A 21,325-nucleotide genomic window follows, 5' to 3' on the forward strand; every position below is an offset into this window, starting at 1 on the left:
GGCAACGACCGCGCGCCGCAGGTGCGCGCGCTATTGCCCGCGCCCGGCCTGAACGGCGCGCAGGCACGCTACGACGCGCTGCCGATCGTGCTGACGCTGGCGCCGCAGGACGGCGCGCACGGTTACTGGGCGCAGGTGGCCGAGGACGCGGCATTCACCCGGATCGGCCAGGAAGTGCGCGGTGCCGGGCCGACGCTGCGGCTGGACGGCCTGGCCGATGGCCGCCACGTGGTGCGCCTGCGCGTGCTGGATGCCGACGACCTGCCGGGCGCCGTGCTGGAGCACGCTTTCCTGCTCAAGACCACGCCCATCGCACCATTGCCGCAAACCCCCGCGCAGGATGCCGTGGTGGCGGCGGGCCGGGTGGAAATCCAGTGCAGCGGCATTCCGGATGCGGCCGGCTTCCTGCTGCAATACGGCCCGGATGCCGATTTTGCTGATGGCGCGGTGCGCAGCGAACAGGCGCATACCTGTCGTTTCACCATCGATGCGGCCGAGGCCGGCGTGCTGCACTGGCGTGTCGCCACGCTGGAAGCGACGGTGGACGGTGTCGCGGAACGCGGGCCGTTCAGCGATGTCAGCCGTTTCAGCGTGGTGCCCGCGCCGCAGGCGCCGGCCATGGCGCTGGATGCGGGCGAAGTGATCCAGGCGCACTGGGCCGCCGTGCCCGATACCCGCTTCCTGGTGCAACTGGCGCGCGATACCGCGTTTGCCGAAGTGGTGGCGGAAACGACGGTGAGCGAACCGCGGGTGACGTTCGACCTCGGCGCGCGCTGCCGCCCGTATTTCATCCGCTTGCAGGCGATCAACCAGTACGACATGCGCTCGGCGTTCTCGCCGGCGCGGCGCGTCGATCCCGACCGCGCGGTGTGCGATTCCACCGGCGACCCGGTGCTGCAACAGGACGGGCGTTCGGTGCGGCGCGCCACGCTGTGACCGTGCCGGCATGAGCGCGCGCGCATGGCGCGACTGGCTGCCCTGGGGCGCGCTGCTGCTGGTGGCGGCGGTGCTCGGCGCGTTCAACGGCCTGGGCCGCGTGGAATCGGCCGCGCTCGATGGTCTGGCGGCGTTGCACCAGCGCGCGCCCGATCCGCGCATCGTCATCGTCGCCATCGATGACCAGAGCCTGCAATGGCTGGGGCGCTGGCCGTGGCGGCGCGATGTGCATGCCGAACTGCTGGAGCGCCTGCGCGCGGCGCGGCCCGCCGCGATCGGTATCGATCTGATCCTGGCCGACCCCGACGAGCAATACCCGCAGGACGACCTGAGACTGGCGGCGGCGATCCGCCGCGCGGGCAATGTGGTGTTGCCGCTGTACGTAGAGGGCGGCGAGCATCAGCCGTTGCGGCCGGTGCTGCCGTTGCCGCTGTTTGCCGACAGCGCCTGGGCGGTGGGCCATATCGATGCCGAGCTGGACCCCGACGGCGTGGTGCGCAGCGTGTTCCTGCGCGAAGGCCAGCCGCCGCACTGGTGGGATCACTTTGCGCTGGCGCTCTACAAGGCTACCGGGCGCGAGCTGCCCGACACGCGCCTGCCCGGCCTGCGCCGGCCGGATACACCGTGCTGCGCCGGCGGGGCGCGCTGGGCACGCGATTACTGGACCCAACTGGCCTTCGTCGGCGAGGCCGACAGCTATCCGCGTATCTCGTATGCGGACGTGTTGCGCGGGCGGGTGCCGGCCTCGGCGCTGGCGGGCAGGATCGTGCTGGTCGGCGCCACCGCGCCCGGGCTGGGCGATTCGTATTCCACACCGCTGGCGAGCCAGAACGCGCTGATGCCGGGCGTGGAAGTGATCGCCAATGTGCTGGATGGCCTGCTCGACGGCATCGAGCTGCGCAATGCCCTGCCGTGGGAAAACGCACTGTTCACGGTGATGCCCAGCCTGCTGGCACTGTGGCTGCTGCGGCGGAGCCGGCGTGTGGCACCCCTGGTGGTGCTGTTGCTGGCGGGCACGCTGACCGTTGCCTGGGGGGCGCTGCACTGGGGCGGCATCCGGTTTGCGCCGCTGGCCGCACTGGGCTGCCTGGCGCTGGTCTACCCCCTGTGGAGCTGGCAACGGCTGCGCGCCGCCATGCGTTATCTGGCCGACGAGGTGGATCGCCTGGAACGGCAACCCGGCATGCTGCCCGCGCCCACGCCGGCCACGGCGGGGGGCGACGGCTTGCAGCGGCATATCGCGGCGTCGAGCCAGGCGCTGGAGGCATTGCGCCACCTGCACCGGCTGGTGCACGACACCATCGACGGCCTGGCCGATCCGGTGTGCGTGGTCGATGAGCATGGGGTGATCCTGCTGGCCAATGCGGCGGCCGGTGCATTCTTCGGCCGGGATGGCGGCGCCGACGGGCTGGTGGCGCAGCGCGCCTGGCCGTTGCTGGCCGAGCAACTGGCCGCACCGGACGGCGCATTGCTGCCGGGCCTGCCGGAGATCGAACACGATCACGGCGGCGAATTGCGCGCCGGCCGCGCCGGGGGTTGCGACATCCTGCTCAAGTGCGTGCCGCGCCATGGGGCCGGGCAGCGGCCGGCCGGGTGGATCCTGGTGCTGATCGACCTGACCACGGTGCAGCAGGCACAGCGTCAGCGCGACGAAGCACTGGATTTCCTGTCGCACGACATGCGCTCGCCGCAGGCGTCGATCCTGACGCTGATCGACCTGCACCAGCCGCAGGACGAGCACGAGCGTGCGCTGTTGCAGCGCATCGCCACCCAGGCGCGGCGCACACTGAACCTGGCCGACGATTTCATCCGGCTGGCGCGGGCGCGGTCCGAGCAACTGCATCGCGAGACCATCGACCTGAACGACATCGCGATCGAGGCCGTCGATCAGCTATGGGATCACGCGCAGGCCAGGGGATGCGTGATCGAGGCCGATGTGCCCGATACGCCGTCGCTGTGCCTGGGCGATCCGCTGGTGCTGGCGCGCGCTGTCGCCAACCTGCTCGACAACGCACTCAAGTACGGCCCGGACCAGGGCGAAGTGCGCTGCGCGTTGAGCGCGGTCGAAGGCGCCTGGCGCATCGCCGTGCGCGATCAGGGCGCCGGCATCGCGCCGCAGGCGCGGGACGCCATGCTGCAACGCTTCCAGCGCAGCGCCGGCCACCCGCGCGACGACGCGGGCGGCTTTGGCCTGGGGCTGGCCTTCGTCCAGACCGTGGCGCAGCGGCACGGCGGACGGCTGGCGATGTCGGGCACGCCACACGGTTTCGAGGTGGCGATCCTGCTGCCGATGCGCTGAGCGCGGCGCGGCCGCCGTCAGGGGGCCAGCTTCTGTACCAGCGCCATGCAGGTGGCGACGCCCGCTGCGTCGATGAACTTCTGGCCCTGTTTGTCGAACGCGTAGTCGGCATAACCGTACTTGTTGTACGGCGGAAAGCCGACGGTGATGGTGCCGCGTACCTTGCTGCATTCGGAAACCGGCAGGATCGCGAGCGCGCCACCCTTGCGGCCGCCGCTCTTGGCGGCCACTTCGAAGAACACCACGCCCACGTCGTCCTTGACGATCACCCGGTCCAGGCTGGTTTCCCAGCGGCCGCCTTCATTCTCGAACACGATGGGCGGGGCGGCGTGGGCCAGCGGCGCGGCGGCGGCAAGCGCGAGGGCGATCCGGGCGAGGAAGTGCCGGGGCATGGTGGTCTCCAGTGTTGTGGTATGCCTGTGGAATGTAATCCAGGCCCGCCCCGCTGGCGTGTGCGGCGCGGCGGATTGTGGCGTGCGCGCCGCACCATGGATCAATCCACGCCGACGTGGGCCTCGGTGGCGACCTGGTAGATCGATTCCACGTGGTCGTTGCTGGCCAGCACCAGCCGCACCACGTTGTCACCCTTGGTCAGCGGCGGCAGGTAGAGCGGCTGCGCGCTGGTGATGGGCCCGATCAGCCTGCCGTTCACGTACAGGTGGACGTGGCCCTCGTCTGGCACGTGGGCGCCGCCATAGTGCTCGCTGGACAACGCCAGGTCGGTGCGCGCGGCCACGGTGTACAGCCCATCGGTACGGCCGATGACCGCCTCCAGGCGGTAGGCCGGTGGTGCCGGCGCCGTGACGGGCGTGGCGGCGCGGGCGGTGTCGCAATGCCCCGCCCAGGCGGCGGAAGCGAGGGTCAGCAGCAACGATGGCAACAGCGAGCGGGTCATGGGGTTCTCCGGTTGGGCGACAACGCAATGTACGGGCCACGCAGCGCATGACAAAAGCGTATGGCGAAGGCAAAAATGCGCGTTTGCCTTCGTCGCGAAAGGAGAAGCGGGTGGCGGACCATATCGACCGGAAAATCATTGCGCTGCTGCGCGAGAACGGGCGGGCGCAGTGGAAGCAGATCGGCGATGCGATCCGGATGTCCGGCCCGGCCGTCGCCAGCCGCGTGCAGCGGCTGGAGGACGAAGGCGTGGTGGCCGGCTACACGGTGAAGGTGGATGAACGCAAGCTGGGCAATCATCTCTGCGCATTCATCACCGTGGTAATGAAGGACTACGCGCATACCAGGTTTCAGGATTTCCTCAAGCGCCGCCCCGAGGTGAAGGAGGCGCATCGCGTGAGCGGCGAGCCGTGCTTCATCCTGAAGGTGGTGCTGGCGGATCATGAGCGGCTGACGCAGTTGCTCGACGAAATCCTCGAGTACGGTCACTACAAGATCAATATCTCGATGAGCCAGTGCATCTGAGGCCGGGTCGCCCGCCACGGCTGCGCGAAAAGACGCCAGCGGTGGGTGGGCACGGCGGCGGCCTGATCGTTAACATGGCGGCTTTCCACCACCTGCCTTCGCCATGCGCCGCTGCCTTGCCCTGTGCCTGCTGACCCTGCTCACCGCCTGTTCCCCACCTGCCACGCCCGAGCCCGAACCGGTGGCCGATGCACCCGCGCCGCCGCCACTGCCGGCATCGCCGGTGGCACCGTTGCCCGCCGATGCGTCCGCCGTGCTCGGCCGCGCCGAAAGCTGCATGCATTTTTCCGGTGAGTTCAACGGCGACGGCTCGGAAAACGACCGCGAGGTGACGGCGGCGATGAACGAGCTGGGCTGCGATCGCCTGGATGGCGAGACGAAGGCGATCAAGCACAAGTACCGCCACGATGCCGCCGTGCAGCAGGCCTTCAAGGCACTGGAAGAAGGCGAGGGCGGCTAGCCGGCGCTGCCCCATCGTGGCGCCATTACACGCCATCGGGGTATCCGGCTTCTTCGCATCCGTACCGGTCCGCCGCCGTTCGTGAATTGCCTCAATTGCCGAAAAAAACCCAGTCGATTGATTCGACTGGGTTTTTTCTTTTGTTCACCCACCGTTGGTGAAGCAGACATGCTTGTGTGCGTTCAGGTGCAAGCCAGTGGCTATAGTCTTCTGGCGCAAACATGCGTTTCGCATAAAGGCGACCGGTAAATCCGGTACAGCGGTGGTGGCAAGGCATGCGGCAAGTAAAGCCGGGTGCCCTGGCGCGACATCGCCGACCGGGTGTTGCGGGTCGCCCTGAAAAACGTCGAGAGGCCGACAGGCCTCCGCCAACGAGGATGGAGACTAGATCACATGCGTTGCAATCCATGGATATTCGCGGTACCGGCGCTGGTCGCGTCGGTGGCCGTCCATGCCGCTCCGGCGTGGAACAGCCAGCAGGTGTATACGGCTGGCGATGTAGCGAGCTATGGCGGCCAGGACTGGCGCGCCAAATGGTGGACACAAGGCGAAGCGCCGGGCGCCAGCCAGTGGGGCCCATGGGAGCCGCTGGCCGCGGTAACCCCGACGCCGACCCTCACCCCGACCCCGACACCCACCACAGTGCCGACGCTCACCCCGACGCCGACCCCGATTCCCACGCCGACCCCGACGCCGGCTTCGGGCACCGCGCCCGCCTGGGAAGCGAGCGTTGCCTATCCGGGCGGACGGCAGGTGTGCTACCTGGGCATCCTGTACGAAGCCAAGTGGTGGGTGCAGGGCGAGCGGCCCGATCCCGACAACCTGTGGGGCCCGTGGCGCAAGATTGGCGTCTGCCCTGGCGGCGTGACACCGACGTTGACGCCCACCCCGACGCCGACGCCCACCCCGACACTCACGCCCACCCCGACACTCACGCCCACGCCCACGCAGATCCCGTTCCCCTTGCCGAGCGGCACGCCCGCGGCGATCAGCTGGTCGCTGACCGCCACCGGCGCCAAGTCGGCCTCGGTGAGCTGGAGCGCGGATTCCCGCGTGTTCGGCTTCCACCCCGCCAACTGGCACGTGGAATTCGCCGAAGTTCTGCCCGTGTATTCCAGCACCTCGCTCTTCATCGGTGACGACTTCATCAACAATCGCACCACCTATGGCGGCTACGGCAGCATCGTCGACAAGATGACCGTCGCCAACAGCTCGTACAAGCTGAAGGTGTGCGATGCGGCGTACTCGCGCTGCGTGGTCAGCAACAATGCGCTGTCGTTCCCGGGCACGCCGACGCCGACCCCCACGCCGACGCCGGTCTACCCGACCCCGGTGACGCAGCTCGATACCGTCAGCGTCACCACCTGGCGCAACGGTGCAACGGCCGCGTATTCGATGGTGCATGACGACTTCTGCGGTTCGGTCAGCGACGAACAGGCCCAGATCGCCGAGCCGGCGCTGGCGCAGCGCGGCCTGGTGGCCACCTTTGCCACCATCACCGGCTGGTGCACGCCGGCCCACTGGACCGCCGCCGCCACCTTTGTCCAGCACGGCCACGAGATCGCCAGCCACGGGCGCAACCACTACGACAGCAGTGCCGCCAACTGGCTGGCCTCGGTGGAGCTGGCGCAATCGCGGCAGGACATCGCCGATCACCTGAACGGCTACCAGGCCAGCTACTTCGTGTGGCCGAGCGATACCGCCACCGATACCGCGCTGGCTGCGTTGCGTGCGCAGGCAGGCTATCTGGGCGGCCGCGCGCCCAATCGCGACCTGGGCGCGGGCAACATCCAGTACGGCCAGGCGGCGGGCGTGAACGAGGCGGGCTTCACCGATCCGTACCGGGTGCTGTGGGATGTATTCACGAATGCCGGCGAGTATTCGCTCTACACCTCGGGTGAAATCCTCAATCTGCACGTCGATGCCGCAATCCAGCGCGGCGGCTGGTCCACCCGCACCATGCACAGCGTCGGCACCCAACCGTGGGAGCCGGTGCCGGTGGCGCGCTATCAGGCGCACCTGGACTACGTGAAGAGCAAGGTGGATGCCGGCCAGTTGTGGGTAGGCACGGTGTCGGATGTGCTGCGTTATCGCTATGCCCGCGAAGCCTGCGCGCCGACATTGCGCGCCGACCGCCGTGGCATCGATTTCCCGGCCGGCGACGCGCAGTGCCAGAAGTACGCCACGCCGATCACGCTGGAGCTGACCGCCGACAACGGCATCCTGCGCCTGACGCAGGGCACGCAAGTGTTGCAGCCCACGTGGATCAGCGACCGGCGCTACCGGGTGACGGTATCGCCGCTGGCAGGATCGCTGACGATCTCGCAGCAGTAAGTGTGCATCCGGTCGCTGGCTTCGGTCAGCGGCCGGTGCGCCTCACACAGGGCGCCCGTTTGACGGGCGCCCTGTCATTTTCGGCCCAACTGGGTGTACCCCGCGCCGCAGCGGCACATCACCCAGCGGCTCTGGTGCCATTTGAGCAAGGCCTGCGACCCTACGAAGGCGGCGATGCCGTACAGCCAGTACGGCCATATCGGCACGGCCAGCCATTGCAGCACCGCGCCGCCGGCCAGGAAGGGCAGCGCCAGGACGACGAACTGGCGACAGCGTTTCAGGCTTTCGGCGTGAAAGGGGCCGAAGTCGACCGGCTGGTGGCATATCCGGCAGCGCATGATGATCCTGAGTGTGGCGCGCTTGCGCGCGGTGGGTGGAAAGAACGCCATTTAGCCCAGCTTGTACGGTTGGCGGTAATCGGCTGCCAGAGCGTATCCATCCCCCGGGCATGGCACTAGCATGATGTTTGTCAATGTCATGGAGCAATACATGCGGACTTCACCCCTGGATGGCGCCTGGGCGCTGGTTACCGGCGAATGTATCGACAACGGGCAGATGGTGCGTTATGCCGAGCATGGCATCAGTTCGCGCAAGGTGCTGGCGGCGGGCCACTTCACCTTCGTCTCATCACGCCAGGGCGCGTTCTGGTCGGCGGGCAGCGGACGGTTCCATTTCGACGGCGAGCGCTATGTCGAGCAGCCGAATCTGGGCACCTTTCCACCGGAGGCGCTGCGCGAATATGCGTTCCAGGCGCGAATCGACGGCAACGACTGGCACAACGAACGCTGGGAGGACGGCACGCGGGTCGAGTATGAACTGTGGCGGCGGATCGATGACACGCCCTAGGGCGAATCGACCTTCAAACGTGGGTGCGAAGGACGAAGGCCGGATGCAGGGCAAGGCGTGTCGAGCGAAGTGGGGTGATCCCCACGAGCGAGGCACAACGCAGCGCTGCGCCGGCCTTCGTCCTTCCCTTCGGGTTGGTCCGTGGGCCGATGTCTGCTTTGTCGCACGGCTTGCAGATAGGAAGGCTCTCTGCGGCGCCGCGCTTCGCGCAGCCACCCGGCCCGCGAACCAACGCATCCCATGTTTGAATGTCGATTCGCCCTGGGCGTGTCATCCAATGTTTCGCGGCAGCGCTGGGCCGAAAAAGCGCCAGCCATCAGGCGCGCGACGCAGCCAATAACCGGTTATTGGCAAGGAGCGCAACGCAGTGGATGGTGTTTTTTCGGCCCAGCCCTGTGGGTTCGGTGCATTTCGGGCGCCGCGCGGCGTCGCCGGCCGCTTGCGGTATCCATACCGCGGCGCGTCCACCTCCTTGCGCGGCATCCCGAACTGCACCGAACGCTGTCGTGAAACATTGGATGACACGCCCTAGGCCCGGTCAACCAGGCCGGTTCGCGGCAAAACAGAACCCCTTGCGTGTGCAAGGGGTTTTTTGTCGGCTTCGCGATGGCGCGGCGGGGCTTCATGGCGCGGTCAGGCCCGTTATTGCCGTGCCCGCCGCAGGGCGCTCCGTGGCATCCATTCATCATCCGTACGTTGAAAGACAGCTTGATTGTGCGATTTTTACTGGCTTGTCAGTATTTTGATGATGATTTCCGAGAGGATGTATCCATGACGATGAAACAACTGGGTTGCGCGCTGGCCCTGGCGCTGAGCCCGATGCTGTCCCAGGCGGCGGTGATCGATGTGCTGGGCATGATGACGCTGGATGTGTCGGGCGCCGCGAGGACGGCCATCTCGCAGGCCACCGTGATCCGCAACAACTATTCATTCCTGGAAACCACGGTACTGATCGAACCGACCAGCATCCTCTATTTCGATGCGTCGGAGGGGCCGCAGAGTGCGTCGTACAGCGTGAACGTCAGCAACAATGCGGGTTATGCGGTCAGCGGCTTCGACGTGGGCGCTGCGATGATGGAGCGATATTCGGTCAAGTATTTTCCGGCCAACACGCAGGGAGTGTTGTCCCACTATCGCGATGGGGAGCAGATCAAGCGCGATTACGGGCAATCGTTCACCGATCCAGGCGGCAGCGACTATTTCCTGCAAACCGTGACCGATTTTGCGCCCTACAGCTTCCTTGCGGACATCAACGCCGGCCCCCCGATACTGCACAACCTCGGCCTGAGCTACATGATCTCGGTGGGGGCGCCCAATCCTGGCTGGTACGGCTGGGCACTGGCGGTCCCGGCGACCCTGACCTTCCGGGTCTACGATCCCGCCACCGTGGTCCCGGTCCCCGAACCGGCCGCCTATGCGCTGACCGGCCTGGGCCTGCTTGCGCTGTGGGCACGCCGCCGGCGTGAGCGCGTCGCCATCGGCGAGGGGTCGGCATAGCGCGGACGCCATTGCGCCGGATGCAGCCCGGCCGCCGCGCTCGATCCCAAGCCCCTGGCCGCTGCCAGGGGTTTTTTTTGCGTTTCAGAAAGAGGCGGGCGGGCTTTCCGCTGCCGGCGCGCGGGACCTCGCCGTATGGCCGCCGTCTTTAACCATTCATCGTGCGTATGAATCAAGAAAGAAAATATGTACGACTTTGTATGGGCCTTTTCAGTTTTTGCCCATCCATGACCTTGTGAGGACCCGTACATGATGAAGCAATTGGGATGCGCGCTGGCGCTGGGGCTCAGCCCCGTGCTGGCGCAAGCGGCGGTGATCGATCTGCTGGGAATGGTGAGTCTGGATTTGTCCGGCAATTCGAAGGCGACGCTGACCCAGGCAGAGGTGGTACGCGACAACTATCGATTTGTCGAAACCACGGTCCAGGTCAAGCTGAACGGCGCCGAAACGGTCTTGCTCGATGGCAGGAATGGCCCGTTCTACGCAGACTACGGCGTGACGGTCCGCAATATTGGAGGCTACGCGGTCAGCAATATCCAGATTGGCAGCGGTGCGATCGATATCTACCTCAACCACTATTTTGGGGGTGATGCCCGAGGCGAGGTGAGCCACCGCCAAGGAAGCCAGACCCTGCTGCTGGATCATGGCAGTAGAGTCCATGAGTGGGGCGATATCTACGAATCCATCGTTTGGGGTGTTTTCGATCCCTACAGCTTCGCTGCCCGGATCAGTCCGCTCACGCCGTTGCAGCAGGTCGTCAATCTGCAATATTCGGCGTTCGTGGATGAGGCCGATTCGAGCTCATACGGCTGGGCTTCCTTCCGCCCGGCCACGCTGACCTTCTCGGTCTACGATCCGCGTTCGGTGGTTCCGGTCCCCGAGCCGGCGGCCTACGCCCTGATGGGGCTGGGCTTGCTGAGCCTGTGGCGACGCGGTCGCGGGCAGCGCGTGGCCGACGCCGCGTAAGCGACTGGACGGCTTCTCTCCATGCGATGCGTTCCGGCGGGGCGGCCCGTCGTCGGGCCGCCCCGGCCCCGGCGCGGACGCGCCCGCCTGGAGGCGTGGGGTCGCCGGGCCGCTTCGCGCGGCATTTATCGCTGCGGAACTCGTTGCGGAACTCGTTGCGGAACGCGTGGCGTATTGCGGCGCGTGAACACCCGTCGGTGCGTGATGGCTCAGACCAGCAAGCGCCCGGATTCCTCGAACACCCAGCCATCCTCGTAGCACACCTCGAACAGATGCCCGTCCAGGTCGCGGAAATAGCCGGCCACGCCCCACGCGGTCCGCGTTGCCGGCTTGACCAGCGTACCGCCATGCCGTACCACCAATGCCAGCGTCTCAGCCACTTCGCCCGGCTGGCGGGCCAGATACACCAGGGCGCCGTGCGCGGCCTGGGATGGTTGCGACGCCAGCTGGCCCGCATCGGCGGCCAGATCGCTGCGCGAGATCAGGCCCAGCACCACGCCGCCCAGATCGATCTTGATAAAGCCCGCGTGCGAGCTGGGCGCGGCTGGCCAGCCCAGCGCCGCATAAAATGCCGCGCTACGCGCAATGTCATCGACGCCAAGCAAAATCAGATTCAGACGTGGCTGCATACCCGCTCCGTGGCTGGAATAAGAGCCGCTGACAAAACCCAGCGCAGCGGTTCTGGCAAGGCGCGCGAAACGCTGACAGTACAAGGCGTACGGTAAGTAAGGCTCGGCGCCCCCGCGCGACATCGGCAGAAGGGTTTTGTGAGCGGCTATAAGAACGAACGTTCTATATTGCCACGCCTGCCACGGCACGTCACATCCGATCGCTGCCCGCCCCGGCCGCGTCATCGCGCATGGCGGTCATCTCCCGGCGCCCGCGCCGCGTGGGCTGTCTGGGGCAGTGGATGAGCAGCTGCCCTGGAACCCGGGCGCTCCGGGCGCGGCGTGCTTTCCGGCGGAACGGCTCAGTTGGCGGGCTTGGGACGCATCTGCTTGTAGACGACGCGGCCGTCGGGCTTGACGCTGCGCAGCACGCGGTTGCGGGCGCCGCAATGCGGGCAGCGGAACAGTTCTCCCTGCCCCTCGTTCTTGATGGTGACTTCTTCGGGCTTCCATTGGGCGCCGCAGGACTGATTCAGACAGGTAAACATGAGAGGCCCCAAGGCAATCGAGAAGCCGCGCAGCGTACCACGGCGCGGCCCCGCCGGTTCCGGCTTGTCGGCGTTGCCTGCCCGCGCCGGTCGGATCGTCGTCGTTCAGCGCAGTCGTGCCAGCGTCGGCGCCGCGTGGGTATAAAAGCGCTTCCAGCCGGCGCACAGGTAGCTGAGGTTGCCTTCGCCGGGGCGGGTCTTGAGCAGCCGGGTGCGCGGGCATTCGCCGTAGCACAGCTTGAGGTAGTCGCAGCGTCGGCATTCGCCTGGCAGGCTGTTGAACTTGTCCAGGCCGAATTCGAGCTGGCGCAGCGAGAACACCATCTGGCTCAGCGAGCGCTCGCCCAGCCGGCCGATCTCGTATTCCGGGTAGACATAGTGGTCGCAACTGTAGACGCGGCCATCCTGCTCGACAGCGACGTTCTTGCCGCAGAACGCGCTGCTGGTGCACAGCATGGCCGGCTTGCCCTGCCACTGGGCGATGACGGTCTCGAACAGATTGACGCGCACCCGGTTCAGGTCGTGCGCCACCCACTCATCGAATACGGCCGATAGAAAGCCGCCCCAATCGTCGGGATCGACGCTCCACTCGGTGACGATGGACAACGGATGCCCCGGGCGGCTGCGCGGGCTGCCGCGCTCGGCCAACTGGCTGGCCGGCAGGTGGCCAGGGGCGACCTGCTCGAACTGGCGGGGTTCGACGCAGGGGATGAACTGCATGTAGCCAGCGCCCAGCTCGTCGCGCAGGAAGCGGTACACCGCCAGGGGCTCGCGGGCGTTGTGGCGGTTGACGACGGTGAGCGTGCTGAACGGCACGCCGTGGCGGCGCAGGTGTTGCGCGCCGGCGACCACGGCGTCGAAGCTGGGCTGGCCGGATTTGGTGGGGCGGTAGCGGTCGTGCAGCGCGCGCGGGCCGTCGATGCTCAGCCCCACCATGAAATCGTGCTCGGCGAGGAAGGCGGCCCACTCCTCGTTCAGTAGCGTGCCATTGGTTTGCAGGTCGTTGACGATGCGCCGCCCCGGCGGCAGGTATCTGGCTTGCAGCGCCACCACCTTGCGGAAGAACGGCACGCCCAGCAGCGTCGGCTCGCCGCCGTGCCAGGTGAAGGCGATCTCCTCGCCATCCTGGCTGGCGATGTAGTCGGCGATGAAGCGTTCGAGCATGGCATCGTCGATGCGCTGGTTCTTCTGTGCCAGCAGCTGTTCCTTGCTCAGGTAGTAGCAGTAATTGCAGTCGAGGTTGCACGCCGAGCCGACGGTCTTGACCGTGGCGTGCAAGGTGCGCCGGATGCCGGGGCCGGGCCGATCCTGGCCGGCGGCAAGATAGTTGTGCAGGGCCTCGGGGCTGATGTTGAGGCGCTTGGCGTGGTGCAGGGTGTCGGCGCTGTACATGGGTGTCTCGCGGTCGATGGTTCAGGGGGCGGGTTGTGGGCGGTGGGCGTGGGCCAGGCCGCGCGCGATGGTGTCGCACCGCCACATCCCGGTGGTCGTGACGCCAGGTAAGGGCATCGACCGGGCAATCCGGCTGAACTTACAATAGGGTCGGTATGGAATCATGAGAATTGGAGGGTGCAGTAAATGGATATGTCGCTATATCGAACCAAATCATTCGAAAGCATCGACGAAAAGCAAATCGATGGCGCGGTCAAGAACCTGACCCGGCTGTATCTGGGGCTGGAGGTAAAGGGCTACGAATATCTCGGGGGCGGATCGTTCGGCCTGGCCTACAAGGTGGATTGCGGGGAAAGGGCCTATGTCCTGAAGTTTTATAGCCAGGACGGCATGAATACCACGCAAGTGGCGGAAATGAAGGTATTGAGGGAGGTCTGCCGCGCCAAGGTGCCGGAGGTTTACTTCTGCCATGCCCGCAACGAGGCGATTCCCTTGAACGCGGTGGGTATGGAATTGATCGCAGGCATTACCTGTGTGCAGCTCGACCCCAACAATTATTCGGTCGAAGCCCGCAAGAAGATGGCGATCCAGGTGGTCGATGCGCTGCACGACATCCACTGCGTGCAGGGCGAGAAATTCGGTTTCATCGATGGCCCGCAGTACGACACCTGGCTGGATTACTACAAACCGTTTGCCAAGGACCTGCACGACTGGACGCTGGAACACGGCCACGATCCCCGGCACAAGATCCCCGGCGAGATGGTGGAGCTGTTCCGGCAATCCTGGTTGCTGTTCGACCGGATATTCGATCAGCCGATTACGCGGCCCACGCTGATCCACAACGATTTTTGCGTGTGCAATTTCATGGTGGACCCGGATACCCTGGAATTGAAAGCCATCATCGATCCGCGTGAAACCATGTATGGCGATGTGGACCTGGAATTGAACCAGTTGTCCAATATCACCGGAAACGATTTTTTCCTGTACGAAACCTATAAAGAGCGCTATCCGGTCAGCAGGAATTGCGATGTGAAATGCGCGTTTTACGCGATCTACAACGAAATCTATTGTTATCGGCTCTGCGGTCAAAGTTTCGAATATATCTACCCGCGCATGATCGAGCGATTGAAGCGCGAGATCGAGCTTTACCTGGGTATCGAATTGACACTGTGATCGCGGGGCCGCCGCCGGGCCGGGCAGGATGGCTTCGCTGGCCCGATGTCGCGCTGGCCACCGCGCGCCGCGCACGGTGCGTCGCCACGGGGCGGGGCCGGTGGATTCGAAGGGGGCGGGCAGGGGAGGCGGGGCGATCATGATCTGGCCGGAGCACCGCCGGCCGAAGGCCGGCGGTCGTTCCATGGCAAGGTGCTCAGTAGAAGCCCTTGGGACGCAACGGGTTGACCCCGCCGACGCTCTCCATATAGCCCTGCCATTGCTGGACCAGCGTGCTGGCCAGCAACGGGTACTGTGCCGACAGGTCGATGGTCTCGCCGCGATCCACGCTCAGATCGAATAGCTCCCAGTGCCCATCCAGCGGGCCGAACGGCGGCTCGGTGAAGCGCGCCTTCCAGCGCCCGTCCGCGCTGTAGATCGCGGTGCGGCCGTAGCTCTCCTCGCCGAAGGGTGTGCCGCGCAGCGGGGCTGGCGTGGCCTGCTGCAAGGCGCCGACCAGCGATTTGCCGGTGACCGGGTAGACGTTGCGGCCGTTGTAGACCACCTTGCCCCGGTTGGTGTCCTTGCCGGTCTTGGGGTCGATCAGCGGGGGCGCCGCCTCGGACGGCGGGGTGATGCCGGCCAGCGCCAGGAAGGTGGCGGAGTTGTCGGTGACGTGGGTGAACACGTTCAGCGGCGGCAGGCCCTTCCTTTGCCCCGGCAGCTTGGCGATGGCGGGAGTGGAAATGCTGCCTTCGCCCATCTGGCCCTTCACCTGCGCGAACGGCGTGGCGCTGACCTCGGCCCAGCGCAGCCCGTACGACAGGCCGGGATACTTGCCGAAGTTGGTATCGGTGCCCAGCAGTTCGTAACGTCCCGGCTGGGCGTTGGCGGTATCGGTGGTGAGCGGATCGGCGCCCGAATCGATGGGCCAGCCTTCGGCGCCGTTGTCCGACTGGAACAGGATGAAGGTGTTGTCGTACTGACCGGTGTCCTTCAGGTACTGGATCAGGCGCCCGATGTTGTGGTCCAGGTTGGACACCATGCCGGCATAGATTTCCATATAGCGCGCCTGCGCCTTCTTCTCATCGGCGGTCAGGCTGGACCACTTCTTCACCACGCGGCCCTGGCCGTAATCGACGTAGCCGTCGGCGACCGGGTGCTGGGCATTGATGTACTTCGCACCCGCCTTGCCGTCGTTGGCGGTGGCCGGCGAGCGGGTCAGCGTTTCGGGGCTGGGCGGCGCGGCGGCCTGGCTGGCGGGGATCAGGCCCAGCGCTTGCAGGCGTGCGTAGCGGGCGGCGGCGATCGGCTCGTAGCCCTGGTCGTACTTGCCCTTGTACTGGCTTAGCCAGGGTTCGGGCACCTGTAGCGGCCAGTGCGGCGAGGTGAACGCGGCATAGGCGAAAAAGGGCTTGCCGTCCTGGCGATTGGCGTCGATGTAGGCGATCAGCTTGTCGGTGTAGAAATCGGTGGAATAGAACACCTCGGGCGTGCCGCCCACGCCGCCTGGCTGTCCCGGCTGGCCGGGCTGCACGTAGCGTCCGTCCTCGGTGTAGTTCTTCGAGCCCGCCGCTTCATGACCGAAATGGTTGGTCGCGGCGCCGCCGAGCAGCGCGAAGCTGCGCTCGAAACCCCATTGGTCCGGCGTCTTGCCGGCGCTGGCCGGCTCGCCCGCGATGGATGAGCCCAGGTGCCACTTGCCGGCGATATAGGTGTGGTAACCGCTGTCCTGGAGCAATTGCGCCACCGACAGCGAACTGTCGTTGAGATAGCCCTCGTAGCCGGGCAGGCCCTTGCGCTCGTCCTGTGGCGCGCCCATGGTGCCTTCGCCCACCAGGTGGTGATCGGTGCCGGAGATCAGCATGGCGCGGGTGATGGCGCTGACGGTACCGGTGTGATGGTTGGTGAGGACGCGGCCGTCGGCCACCAGGGCATCCAGGTTGGGGGTATCGATCTCGCCGCCGAAGGCGTGGATGTCGGAATAGCCGAGATCGTCCGCCATGATGTACAGGATATTGGGGCGGGCATCGACGGTGGGCGGCGGCGTGGGCGATGTGTCGCCGGAGGGGCTGTCCGAGCTGTTGCAACCGGCCACGGCCAGGCCGGTGGCGATGGCCAGCGCCATCGCGTGTCGGCCGAAGCGCGATGGAAGCGCCGTTGGGTGGGGCATGGTTCACTCCCTGTGTGAATGGAAGTGCGGCATGCTAAGCGCGGCGTTTTAAGAAGAATTAATACTTAGTGGAAACTTCGATAGCTCGTTTTTCGATAAAGGCCCCGAAAAAGGACGCGATGCGCTGATAAGCATCGGGCACGGCGGCGTTTTTCATCGCGAGCGATTTCCGCGCACTGGCGCCAGGGCGAAGGCAAACAGTGTTGTTTTCGACCAAGCGAGGGTGGGGCGGGCGTTGGTGGCCAGGCGCTGGAACCGTGATCGTGCCGGGAGGACGATTCCCCGACGGCAAGGCAGGCGTCGCGGTGGTGCGACGCCCGCCCGGTGTTCGGCCCACGGGCCCGTGTGGGCAGAGCGGGCCGGAGAGGGCAGTCGAGACGAAGAAAGGGCTACTTAGCGGCTGCCGGTGGTCGAACTCCGCCGCAGCCAGCCGAACCATGTCCCGACCGCGACGGGCACGGCCAGGCAGATGCCAGCCAGCACGTCGCCGGCACCGCCGTCGCTGAACAGGCCGGATACCAGCCCGACACCGCTCGACAGGCCGATGAGCAACGGCCAGCCCCAGATGGCTGTGGTGCTTCGATGGCTGGGCTTCTTCATGCGATTCCCTCTGCGGGCTGTTCCGCCTGCGGTGTTTTGGGCAGGTGTTGCCCGCTGTTCTGGCCCTTGCGCAACCACAGGTACAGGCCGCTGCCCAGCACGATGATCGAGGCGATGTCGAGCAACGCCCACAGGATTTTCATCGGCATGCCGCCGTAGTCGCCGAAATGCAGCGGTTGCGATACCAGCAGCCCGGTCAGGTACCACGGCAGATGGGGCGAGGCGGTCACTTCGGCGGTGCGCGCATCGACCAGCACCGGCTGCAACAGGCGCGAGGTCAGCGGCTGGTTGCCACGCAGGAAGAAGGTGGTGTGGTGCGGGCTGGAAAACGCGGTGCCGGGGAAGGCGACGAACGACAACCGCATGTCCGGGGCGGCACGCAGTGCGACATCCAGCGACCGCTGCACCGAGGCGCGCTCGCCGACCGGTACGGTGGCCTGGCCCTGGTACGGCGCCAGCAGCACGCTGAGCTTGTCGTACTGCCAGTACTTGATCATCAGGTCGGCCCAGGTGTTGATCATGCCGGTGGCGCCGACCACGAACAGCCACACCAGCGTGACGATGCCCAGCAGATTGTGCAGGTCCAGCCATTTCAGGCGCGGGCGGCGGTCGCGGCGAACGGTGCCGAAATCCAGCTTGCGCATGAACGGCGCGTACAGCACCACGCCGCTGACCACGGCCACCAGCAACAGCAGGCCCATCAGCCCCAGGAACAGCTTGCCGGCCAGGCCGGCGAACAGATCGACGTGCAGCTTGAACATCACCCACATGAAACCTTCGTCGAAGCGCGGCTGGGCGAGCACCGCGCCGGTGCGCGCATCGACGGCCACCGAGCGGAAATCGTCGGTGGGGGCGGGCGTGGGCGTCATGGTGACGAACCACAGGTCCTCGCTATCCTCGGGCTGGGAGACGAACTGCACCACCCGGTCCGGGTGCTGCGCGCGCGCGATCTGGAGCACCTTGTCCAGGCTGATGCGGGGCGTATCGGCCGGCATCGGTGGCGCTTCCACTTCGGTGCCGAGCAGGTGACCGATCTCGTGATGGAAGATCAGCGGCAACCCGGTGATGCAGAGCAGCAGCATGAATACGGTGCAGACGAGGCTGCTCCACTTGTGGAGCCAGGCCCAGATCCTGATGGTCTTGTTGTGCATGATCGGCGGGGCTCAGCGGGATAGGGCGGCTGCGCGCGGCGCAGTGACGGTGGCGACGGTTGGCGGCGTCGCCGCGCCGGGCCTACAGGGATGGGCGGCAAAGGGATGCACGGTATGGACCTTGGAACGGGGTTGCCGTATCGCCACGGGGCCGGCCGTGTCCGGCCGGCCCCGTGGCGAACGATGGCCAGGGCGTGTCGTCACCTGTTTCACGACAGTGTTCGGTGCAGTTCGGGACGACACGCCCTAAGGGTCAGAACTTGTAGTTGACGGTCAGGCTGGCGTTGCGCGGCGCGCCGTAGGTGATCTGGCTATACGCGTCGAACATGCCGTAGATCTCTTCATCGAACAGGTTGTTGATGTTGAGCTGCGCCGAGAGCTGCCGGGTGATCTCGTAGCGCGCCATCAGGTTGACCAGCGCGTAGTCGTTCTGCTCGATCTTCTCGCTCACGCCTTGCGGGGTGTCGGCATAGGTGTAGGTTTCGCTTTGCCAATCCACGCCGCCGCCCACGGTCAGCGCGCCTTCCAGCACCGGCAGGCGATAGGTGGTGAACAGGCGGATCAGCTTGCGCGGATAGATGGTGTTGATATCGTTGCCACCGGCGTCGGTCAGCTTGAACTGGGAGTACCCGGCGCTGACGTTCCAGCCGCGCGTTACTTCGCCGGCCACTTCCAGCTCGAAGCCCTTGCTGGTGGCGCCCGACGACGGCTCATAGGCTTTTTCCGGCGGCACCGTGCCCGGAATGTCCACGCCGGTGGCCTGCCCCAGGTTGTCCTGCTTGATGCGGAACGCGGACAGCGAGGCATTCAGGCGCCCGTCGAAGAAGGCGCTTTTCACACCGGCTTCGGTGCTCTTGCCGACGATGGGGGCAAGGTACTTACCGCTGATATCGCGCACCTGCTGCGGCTGGAAGATATCGGTGTAACTGGCATAGACCGAGAAGTTGTCGTTCAGGTCGTAGACAATGCCGGCATACGGCGTCAGCTCGTGATCGAACTCCATCTGGTAGGGGCTGCTGTAGACATCGTTGCCCGAGCGCTCATAGTTGGTGACGCGCAAGCCGAGGATGATCTTCAGCGGGTCGGCCACATTCAGGCGCAGCGCGCCGTAGAGCGCCTCCTGCCTGAGCGTGCCGTCGCCGTAGTAGGCCAGCGGCCCCCATGCCGGTTCCGGATAGGAGCCATCCCAGTGGTTGAAATCCCCGGCAGGGCCACCTGTCGAAGCCCGGCTGTCGGCATTGAACTGTTGCCGCGAGTTGACATAGCCAATTGCCGCTTCATGGCTGCGTCCCAGCAGATCGAACGGGCCGTCGGCTTGCAGGCCGAAATCGTTCTGCCGGGTGCGCACGTTGTACGAGCCCGGGAAGGCATACATGCCCAGCCCGGTCACGCGATCGGGCGCGCCGGACAGATAGAGCAGGTAGGAATCGGCCTCGCGATCCCCGTGGCTATAGCTCGCCTTCACCGTCCAGCCATTGTCGAACTGGTGCTGGAGATTGGCGTAGTAGTTCTCGTAGGTGGATTCCCAGCGCACCCAGTCCGCCGAGGTGCTCTTGGAGCGATCCCAGTGCGTGCGCGAACCATCGGCGTAGAAGACCGGCAAGCCGCCCCACATCGAACCACGCGGGTCGTTTTCCTGGCGGCTGTAGCCCGCCGCCAACAGGGTGCCTGGCGCCAGGTCCACTTCGAACGTGGCGAAGATCGTCTTGCCTTCTTCTTCGAGGTGGTCGATCCAGCTATCGCTGGCGGTGTATTCGCCGACCACGCGTGCGCGCACCGTCCTGGCTTCGTTCAACGGCGTCGCCACATCGAACATGGCGCGGCGCTCGCTCCAGCTTCCCACTTCCGCCGTGACCGAGCCCGCCAGCTCCTTGCTGCTGGCACGCTTGTGCACCAGGTTCACGGCGGCCGAAGGATCGCCCGCGCCCGTCATCAGGCCGGTGGCGCCCCGCACCACTTCCACCCGGTCGTACATCGCCAGGCTGCTCATGATTTCGCCGGAACTCCAGGGCTGATCCCATGTGGTCGGCACGCCATCGATCATCAGCGCGTTGATGTCGAAACCCCGCGCGGTGAACTGGGCGCGGTGGGTTTCGTACTGGTTCACCGATACACCGGTCACACTGTTCAGCACATCGGTAATGGTCTTGAAGTTCTGGTCTTCGATGCGCTGCCGGGTGACCACGGTGACGGCTTGGGGAGTCTCGCGGATCGACATGCTCAACGGCGTCGAAGTCCGGGTCTTGCCCGTGGTGTACGAACCGGTGCCCTCGGTGCTCTCCCCCAGCGCTTCGCCAGCGGCCGTGACGGTCACGGTGGGCAGGACGACTTCCTTCTCCGCATCCGCTGCTTGCGACAACGCCGGCAGGGCAAGCCCCACCATCAGCGTAAGGGTTTTGATCCTGGACTTGTTTTTCTTCGATGTTTTGGGCTGCATGAACATGGTGTGCTTTTGAGTGTGGTTCGGTGGTGGTGGCGCGTTCCCTGATAACGCGCATTGATAATGATAACATTTCTCATTAGTGATTTGACAGCGGTTGCAACCGCCGCCGGTCGTCAGGATCAATGGCGCGCAAGGGTGGGAAAAGCAGGAATTTCTTCTAAAGCAAGAGCTTGAGCGCGAAGAAGACCTCTTCGCAGACAGGGTGGAGCAGCGGCCCGGCAGCTAAAGAAGTGATCACCGAAGACTGTCTTCAACAAGCGTGGTCATGTTGGAGGGCATGGTGATCCAGGCTGCGGCACTGTAAGGCCACTGCAACAGGGTGAAGGCGCGTTGCCTTTATCCTGAATTAATTTGTAATAATTTACTGGGCGAGGAACCGACCCGTAATGGCGGCCCCTCGCGCTTGTCTTGGCGGCTTGTCGGGAAAGCCATCTTCCAGCCACCGCCGTAAAGCATCTCGACATCAGGCCTTCATTGGGGGCTTGCTCGCCCCAAGGCGAT

Annotated in this window: 19 protein-coding genes; 9 read left to right on the forward strand and 10 right to left on the reverse strand. The window is 65.7% G+C overall.

Going from position 1 to position 21,325, the window contains the following annotated elements:
* The coding region (locus FAZ21_RS20445) for a hypothetical protein (RefSeq protein WP_169307488.1) at positions 1 to 936 on the forward strand (936 nt) is incomplete at its 5' end.
* A 10-nt stretch (positions 937 to 946) separates the two neighbouring features.
* Positions 947 to 3,235 (forward strand): CHASE2 domain-containing protein, encoded by a 2,289-nt coding sequence (locus FAZ21_RS18240; RefSeq protein WP_136774867.1) that lies wholly within the window; start codon positions 947 to 949, stop codon positions 3,233 to 3,235.
* A gap of 17 nt (positions 3,236 to 3,252) precedes the next feature.
* Here the strand turns inward: FAZ21_RS18240 and FAZ21_RS18245 are convergent, their stop codons facing one another.
* Together FAZ21_RS18245 and FAZ21_RS18250 are read right to left on the reverse strand one after the other, a co-directional pair.
* A complete protein-coding gene (locus FAZ21_RS18245) occupies positions 3,253 to 3,627 on the reverse strand; it encodes a hypothetical protein (RefSeq protein ID WP_136774868.1) in 375 nt (124 codons plus the stop codon).
* A 101-nt stretch (positions 3,628 to 3,728) separates the two neighbouring features.
* On the reverse strand, positions 3,729 to 4,130 hold the full coding sequence (locus tag FAZ21_RS18250) for a hypothetical protein (RefSeq protein ID WP_136774869.1): 402 nt from the start codon (positions 4,128 to 4,130) through the stop codon (positions 3,729 to 3,731).
* Positions 4,131 to 4,240: 110 nt separating this feature from the next.
* On the opposite strand from FAZ21_RS18250, the gene FAZ21_RS18255 reads away from it, so the two are divergent.
* The 3 genes from FAZ21_RS18255 to FAZ21_RS20450 all read left to right on the forward strand — a co-directional run bounded on the left by FAZ21_RS18255 (position 4,241) and on the right by FAZ21_RS20450 (position 7,448).
* Positions 4,241 to 4,654, forward strand: a complete 414-nt coding sequence (locus FAZ21_RS18255) for an Lrp/AsnC family transcriptional regulator (RefSeq protein ID WP_136774870.1) — start codon at positions 4,241 to 4,243, stop codon at positions 4,652 to 4,654.
* A gap of 103 nt (positions 4,655 to 4,757) precedes the next feature.
* Positions 4,758 to 5,114 carry a hypothetical protein gene (locus tag FAZ21_RS18260; RefSeq protein ID WP_136774871.1) on the forward strand — a complete coding sequence of 119 codons (357 nt, stop codon included), beginning with the start codon at positions 4,758 to 4,760 and terminating at the stop codon, positions 5,112 to 5,114.
* A 393-nt stretch (positions 5,115 to 5,507) separates the two neighbouring features.
* A complete protein-coding gene (locus tag FAZ21_RS20450; RefSeq protein ID WP_169307489.1) occupies positions 5,508 to 7,448 on the forward strand; it encodes a carbohydrate-binding protein in 1,941 nt (646 codons plus the stop codon).
* 74 nt (positions 7,449 to 7,522) lie between these two features.
* Here the strand turns inward: FAZ21_RS20450 and FAZ21_RS18285 are convergent, their stop codons facing one another.
* Entirely contained in the window at positions 7,523 to 7,837 is a 315-nt protein-coding gene (locus FAZ21_RS18285) for a hypothetical protein (protein WP_136774872.1), read from the reverse strand.
* A gap of 100 nt (positions 7,838 to 7,937) precedes the next feature.
* Here FAZ21_RS18285 and FAZ21_RS18290 point away from each other — a divergent pair, with 100 nt between their 5' ends.
* From FAZ21_RS18290 to FAZ21_RS18300, 3 genes are all read left to right on the forward strand, one after another.
* Complete coding sequence (locus FAZ21_RS18290; protein WP_136774873.1) at positions 7,938 to 8,294, forward strand: hypothetical protein; 357 nt, start codon at positions 7,938 to 7,940, stop codon at positions 8,292 to 8,294.
* 771 nt (positions 8,295 to 9,065) lie between these two features.
* Positions 9,066 to 9,791, forward strand: coding sequence for a PEP-CTERM sorting domain-containing protein (locus FAZ21_RS18295; protein ID WP_246038779.1), 726 nt, complete (start codon positions 9,066 to 9,068; stop codon positions 9,789 to 9,791).
* A gap of 249 nt (positions 9,792 to 10,040) precedes the next feature.
* Entirely contained in the window at positions 10,041 to 10,757 is a 717-nt protein-coding gene (locus FAZ21_RS18300) for a PEP-CTERM sorting domain-containing protein (RefSeq protein WP_136774874.1), read from the forward strand.
* Between the two features lie 209 nt (positions 10,758 to 10,966).
* On the opposite strand, the gene FAZ21_RS18305 is transcribed toward FAZ21_RS18300, so the two are convergent.
* From FAZ21_RS18305 to FAZ21_RS18315, 3 genes are all read right to left on the reverse strand, one after another.
* Positions 10,967 to 11,386: a VOC family protein gene (locus tag FAZ21_RS18305; protein ID WP_136774875.1), complete on the reverse strand. Its 420-nt coding sequence runs from the start codon at positions 11,384 to 11,386 to the stop codon at positions 10,967 to 10,969.
* A gap of 341 nt (positions 11,387 to 11,727) precedes the next feature.
* A complete protein-coding gene (locus tag FAZ21_RS18310) occupies positions 11,728 to 11,913 on the reverse strand; it encodes a hypothetical protein (RefSeq protein WP_136774876.1) in 186 nt (61 codons plus the stop codon).
* 105 nt (positions 11,914 to 12,018) lie between these two features.
* Entirely contained in the window at positions 12,019 to 13,305 is a 1,287-nt protein-coding gene (locus FAZ21_RS18315) for an anaerobic sulfatase maturase (RefSeq protein WP_136774877.1), read from the reverse strand.
* Positions 13,306 to 13,497: 192 nt separating this feature from the next.
* Here FAZ21_RS18315 and FAZ21_RS18320 point away from each other — a divergent pair, with 192 nt between their 5' ends.
* Entirely contained in the window at positions 13,498 to 14,478 is a 981-nt protein-coding gene (locus FAZ21_RS18320) for a phosphotransferase family protein (RefSeq protein ID WP_169307490.1), read from the forward strand.
* Between the two features lie 196 nt (positions 14,479 to 14,674).
* On the opposite strand, the gene FAZ21_RS18325 is transcribed toward FAZ21_RS18320, so the two are convergent.
* The 4 genes from FAZ21_RS18325 to fhuE form a co-directional block, all read right to left on the reverse strand.
* Positions 14,675 to 16,630 (reverse strand): arylsulfatase, encoded by a 1,956-nt coding sequence (locus tag FAZ21_RS18325; protein WP_246038780.1) that lies wholly within the window; start codon positions 16,628 to 16,630, stop codon positions 14,675 to 14,677.
* 393 nt (positions 16,631 to 17,023) lie between these two features.
* Complete coding sequence (locus tag FAZ21_RS18330) at positions 17,024 to 17,230, reverse strand: hypothetical protein (protein WP_136774879.1); 207 nt, start codon at positions 17,228 to 17,230, stop codon at positions 17,024 to 17,026.
* On the reverse strand, positions 17,227 to 18,381 hold the full coding sequence (locus FAZ21_RS18335) for a PepSY-associated TM helix domain-containing protein (protein ID WP_136774880.1): 1,155 nt from the start codon (positions 18,379 to 18,381) through the stop codon (positions 17,227 to 17,229). Before FAZ21_RS18335 ends, FAZ21_RS18330 begins: the two co-directional genes overlap by 4 nt.
* A 253-nt stretch (positions 18,382 to 18,634) precedes the next feature.
* Complete coding sequence (gene fhuE / locus FAZ21_RS18340; protein ID WP_136774881.1) at positions 18,635 to 20,818, reverse strand: ferric-rhodotorulic acid/ferric-coprogen receptor FhuE; 2,184 nt, start codon at positions 20,816 to 20,818, stop codon at positions 18,635 to 18,637.
* Between the last annotated feature and the right edge of the window lie 507 nt (positions 20,819 to 21,325).

It is taken from the genome of Chitiniphilus eburneus, assembly GCF_005048205.1.
In the GTDB taxonomy this organism is placed as follows: domain Bacteria; phylum Pseudomonadota; class Gammaproteobacteria; order Burkholderiales; family Chitinibacteraceae; genus Chitiniphilus; species Chitiniphilus eburneus.

Excerpts from the sequence above, each read along its gene's own strand:
- FAZ21_RS18240 (WP_136774867.1), top strand. The coding sequence starts at position 947 with ATGAGCGCGCGCGCATGGCGCGACTGGCTGCCCTGGGGCGCGCTGCTG.
- FAZ21_RS18245 (WP_136774868.1), bottom strand. The coding sequence starts at position 3,627 with ATGCCCCGGCACTTCCTCGCCCGGATCGCCCTCGCGCTTGCCGCCGCC.
- FAZ21_RS18250 (WP_136774869.1), bottom strand. The coding sequence starts at position 4,130 with ATGACCCGCTCGCTGTTGCCATCGTTGCTGCTGACCCTCGCTTCCGCC.
- FAZ21_RS18260 (WP_136774871.1), top strand. The coding sequence starts at position 4,758 with ATGCGCCGCTGCCTTGCCCTGTGCCTGCTGACCCTGCTCACCGCCTGT.
- FAZ21_RS20450 (WP_169307489.1), top strand. The coding sequence starts at position 5,508 with ATGCGTTGCAATCCATGGATATTCGCGGTACCGGCGCTGGTCGCGTCG.
- FAZ21_RS18285 (WP_136774872.1), bottom strand. The coding sequence starts at position 7,837 with ATGGCGTTCTTTCCACCCACCGCGCGCAAGCGCGCCACACTCAGGATC.
- FAZ21_RS18290 (WP_136774873.1), top strand. The coding sequence starts at position 7,938 with ATGCGGACTTCACCCCTGGATGGCGCCTGGGCGCTGGTTACCGGCGAA.
- FAZ21_RS18295 (WP_246038779.1), top strand. The coding sequence starts at position 9,066 with ATGACGATGAAACAACTGGGTTGCGCGCTGGCCCTGGCGCTGAGCCCG.
- FAZ21_RS18300 (WP_136774874.1), top strand. The coding sequence starts at position 10,041 with ATGATGAAGCAATTGGGATGCGCGCTGGCGCTGGGGCTCAGCCCCGTG.
- FAZ21_RS18305 (WP_136774875.1), bottom strand. The coding sequence starts at position 11,386 with ATGCAGCCACGTCTGAATCTGATTTTGCTTGGCGTCGATGACATTGCG.
- FAZ21_RS18310 (WP_136774876.1), bottom strand. The coding sequence starts at position 11,913 with ATGTTTACCTGTCTGAATCAGTCCTGCGGCGCCCAATGGAAGCCCGAA.
- FAZ21_RS18315 (WP_136774877.1), bottom strand. The coding sequence starts at position 13,305 with ATGTACAGCGCCGACACCCTGCACCACGCCAAGCGCCTCAACATCAGC.
- FAZ21_RS18320 (WP_169307490.1), top strand. The coding sequence starts at position 13,498 with ATGTCGCTATATCGAACCAAATCATTCGAAAGCATCGACGAAAAGCAA.
- FAZ21_RS18325 (WP_246038780.1), bottom strand. The coding sequence starts at position 16,630 with ATGCCCCACCCAACGGCGCTTCCATCGCGCTTCGGCCGACACGCGATG.
- FAZ21_RS18330 (WP_136774879.1), bottom strand. The coding sequence starts at position 17,230 with ATGAAGAAGCCCAGCCATCGAAGCACCACAGCCATCTGGGGCTGGCCG.
- FAZ21_RS18335 (WP_136774880.1), bottom strand. The coding sequence starts at position 18,381 with ATGCACAACAAGACCATCAGGATCTGGGCCTGGCTCCACAAGTGGAGC.
- fhuE (WP_136774881.1), bottom strand. The coding sequence starts at position 20,818 with ATGCAGCCCAAAACATCGAAGAAAAACAAGTCCAGGATCAAAACCCTT.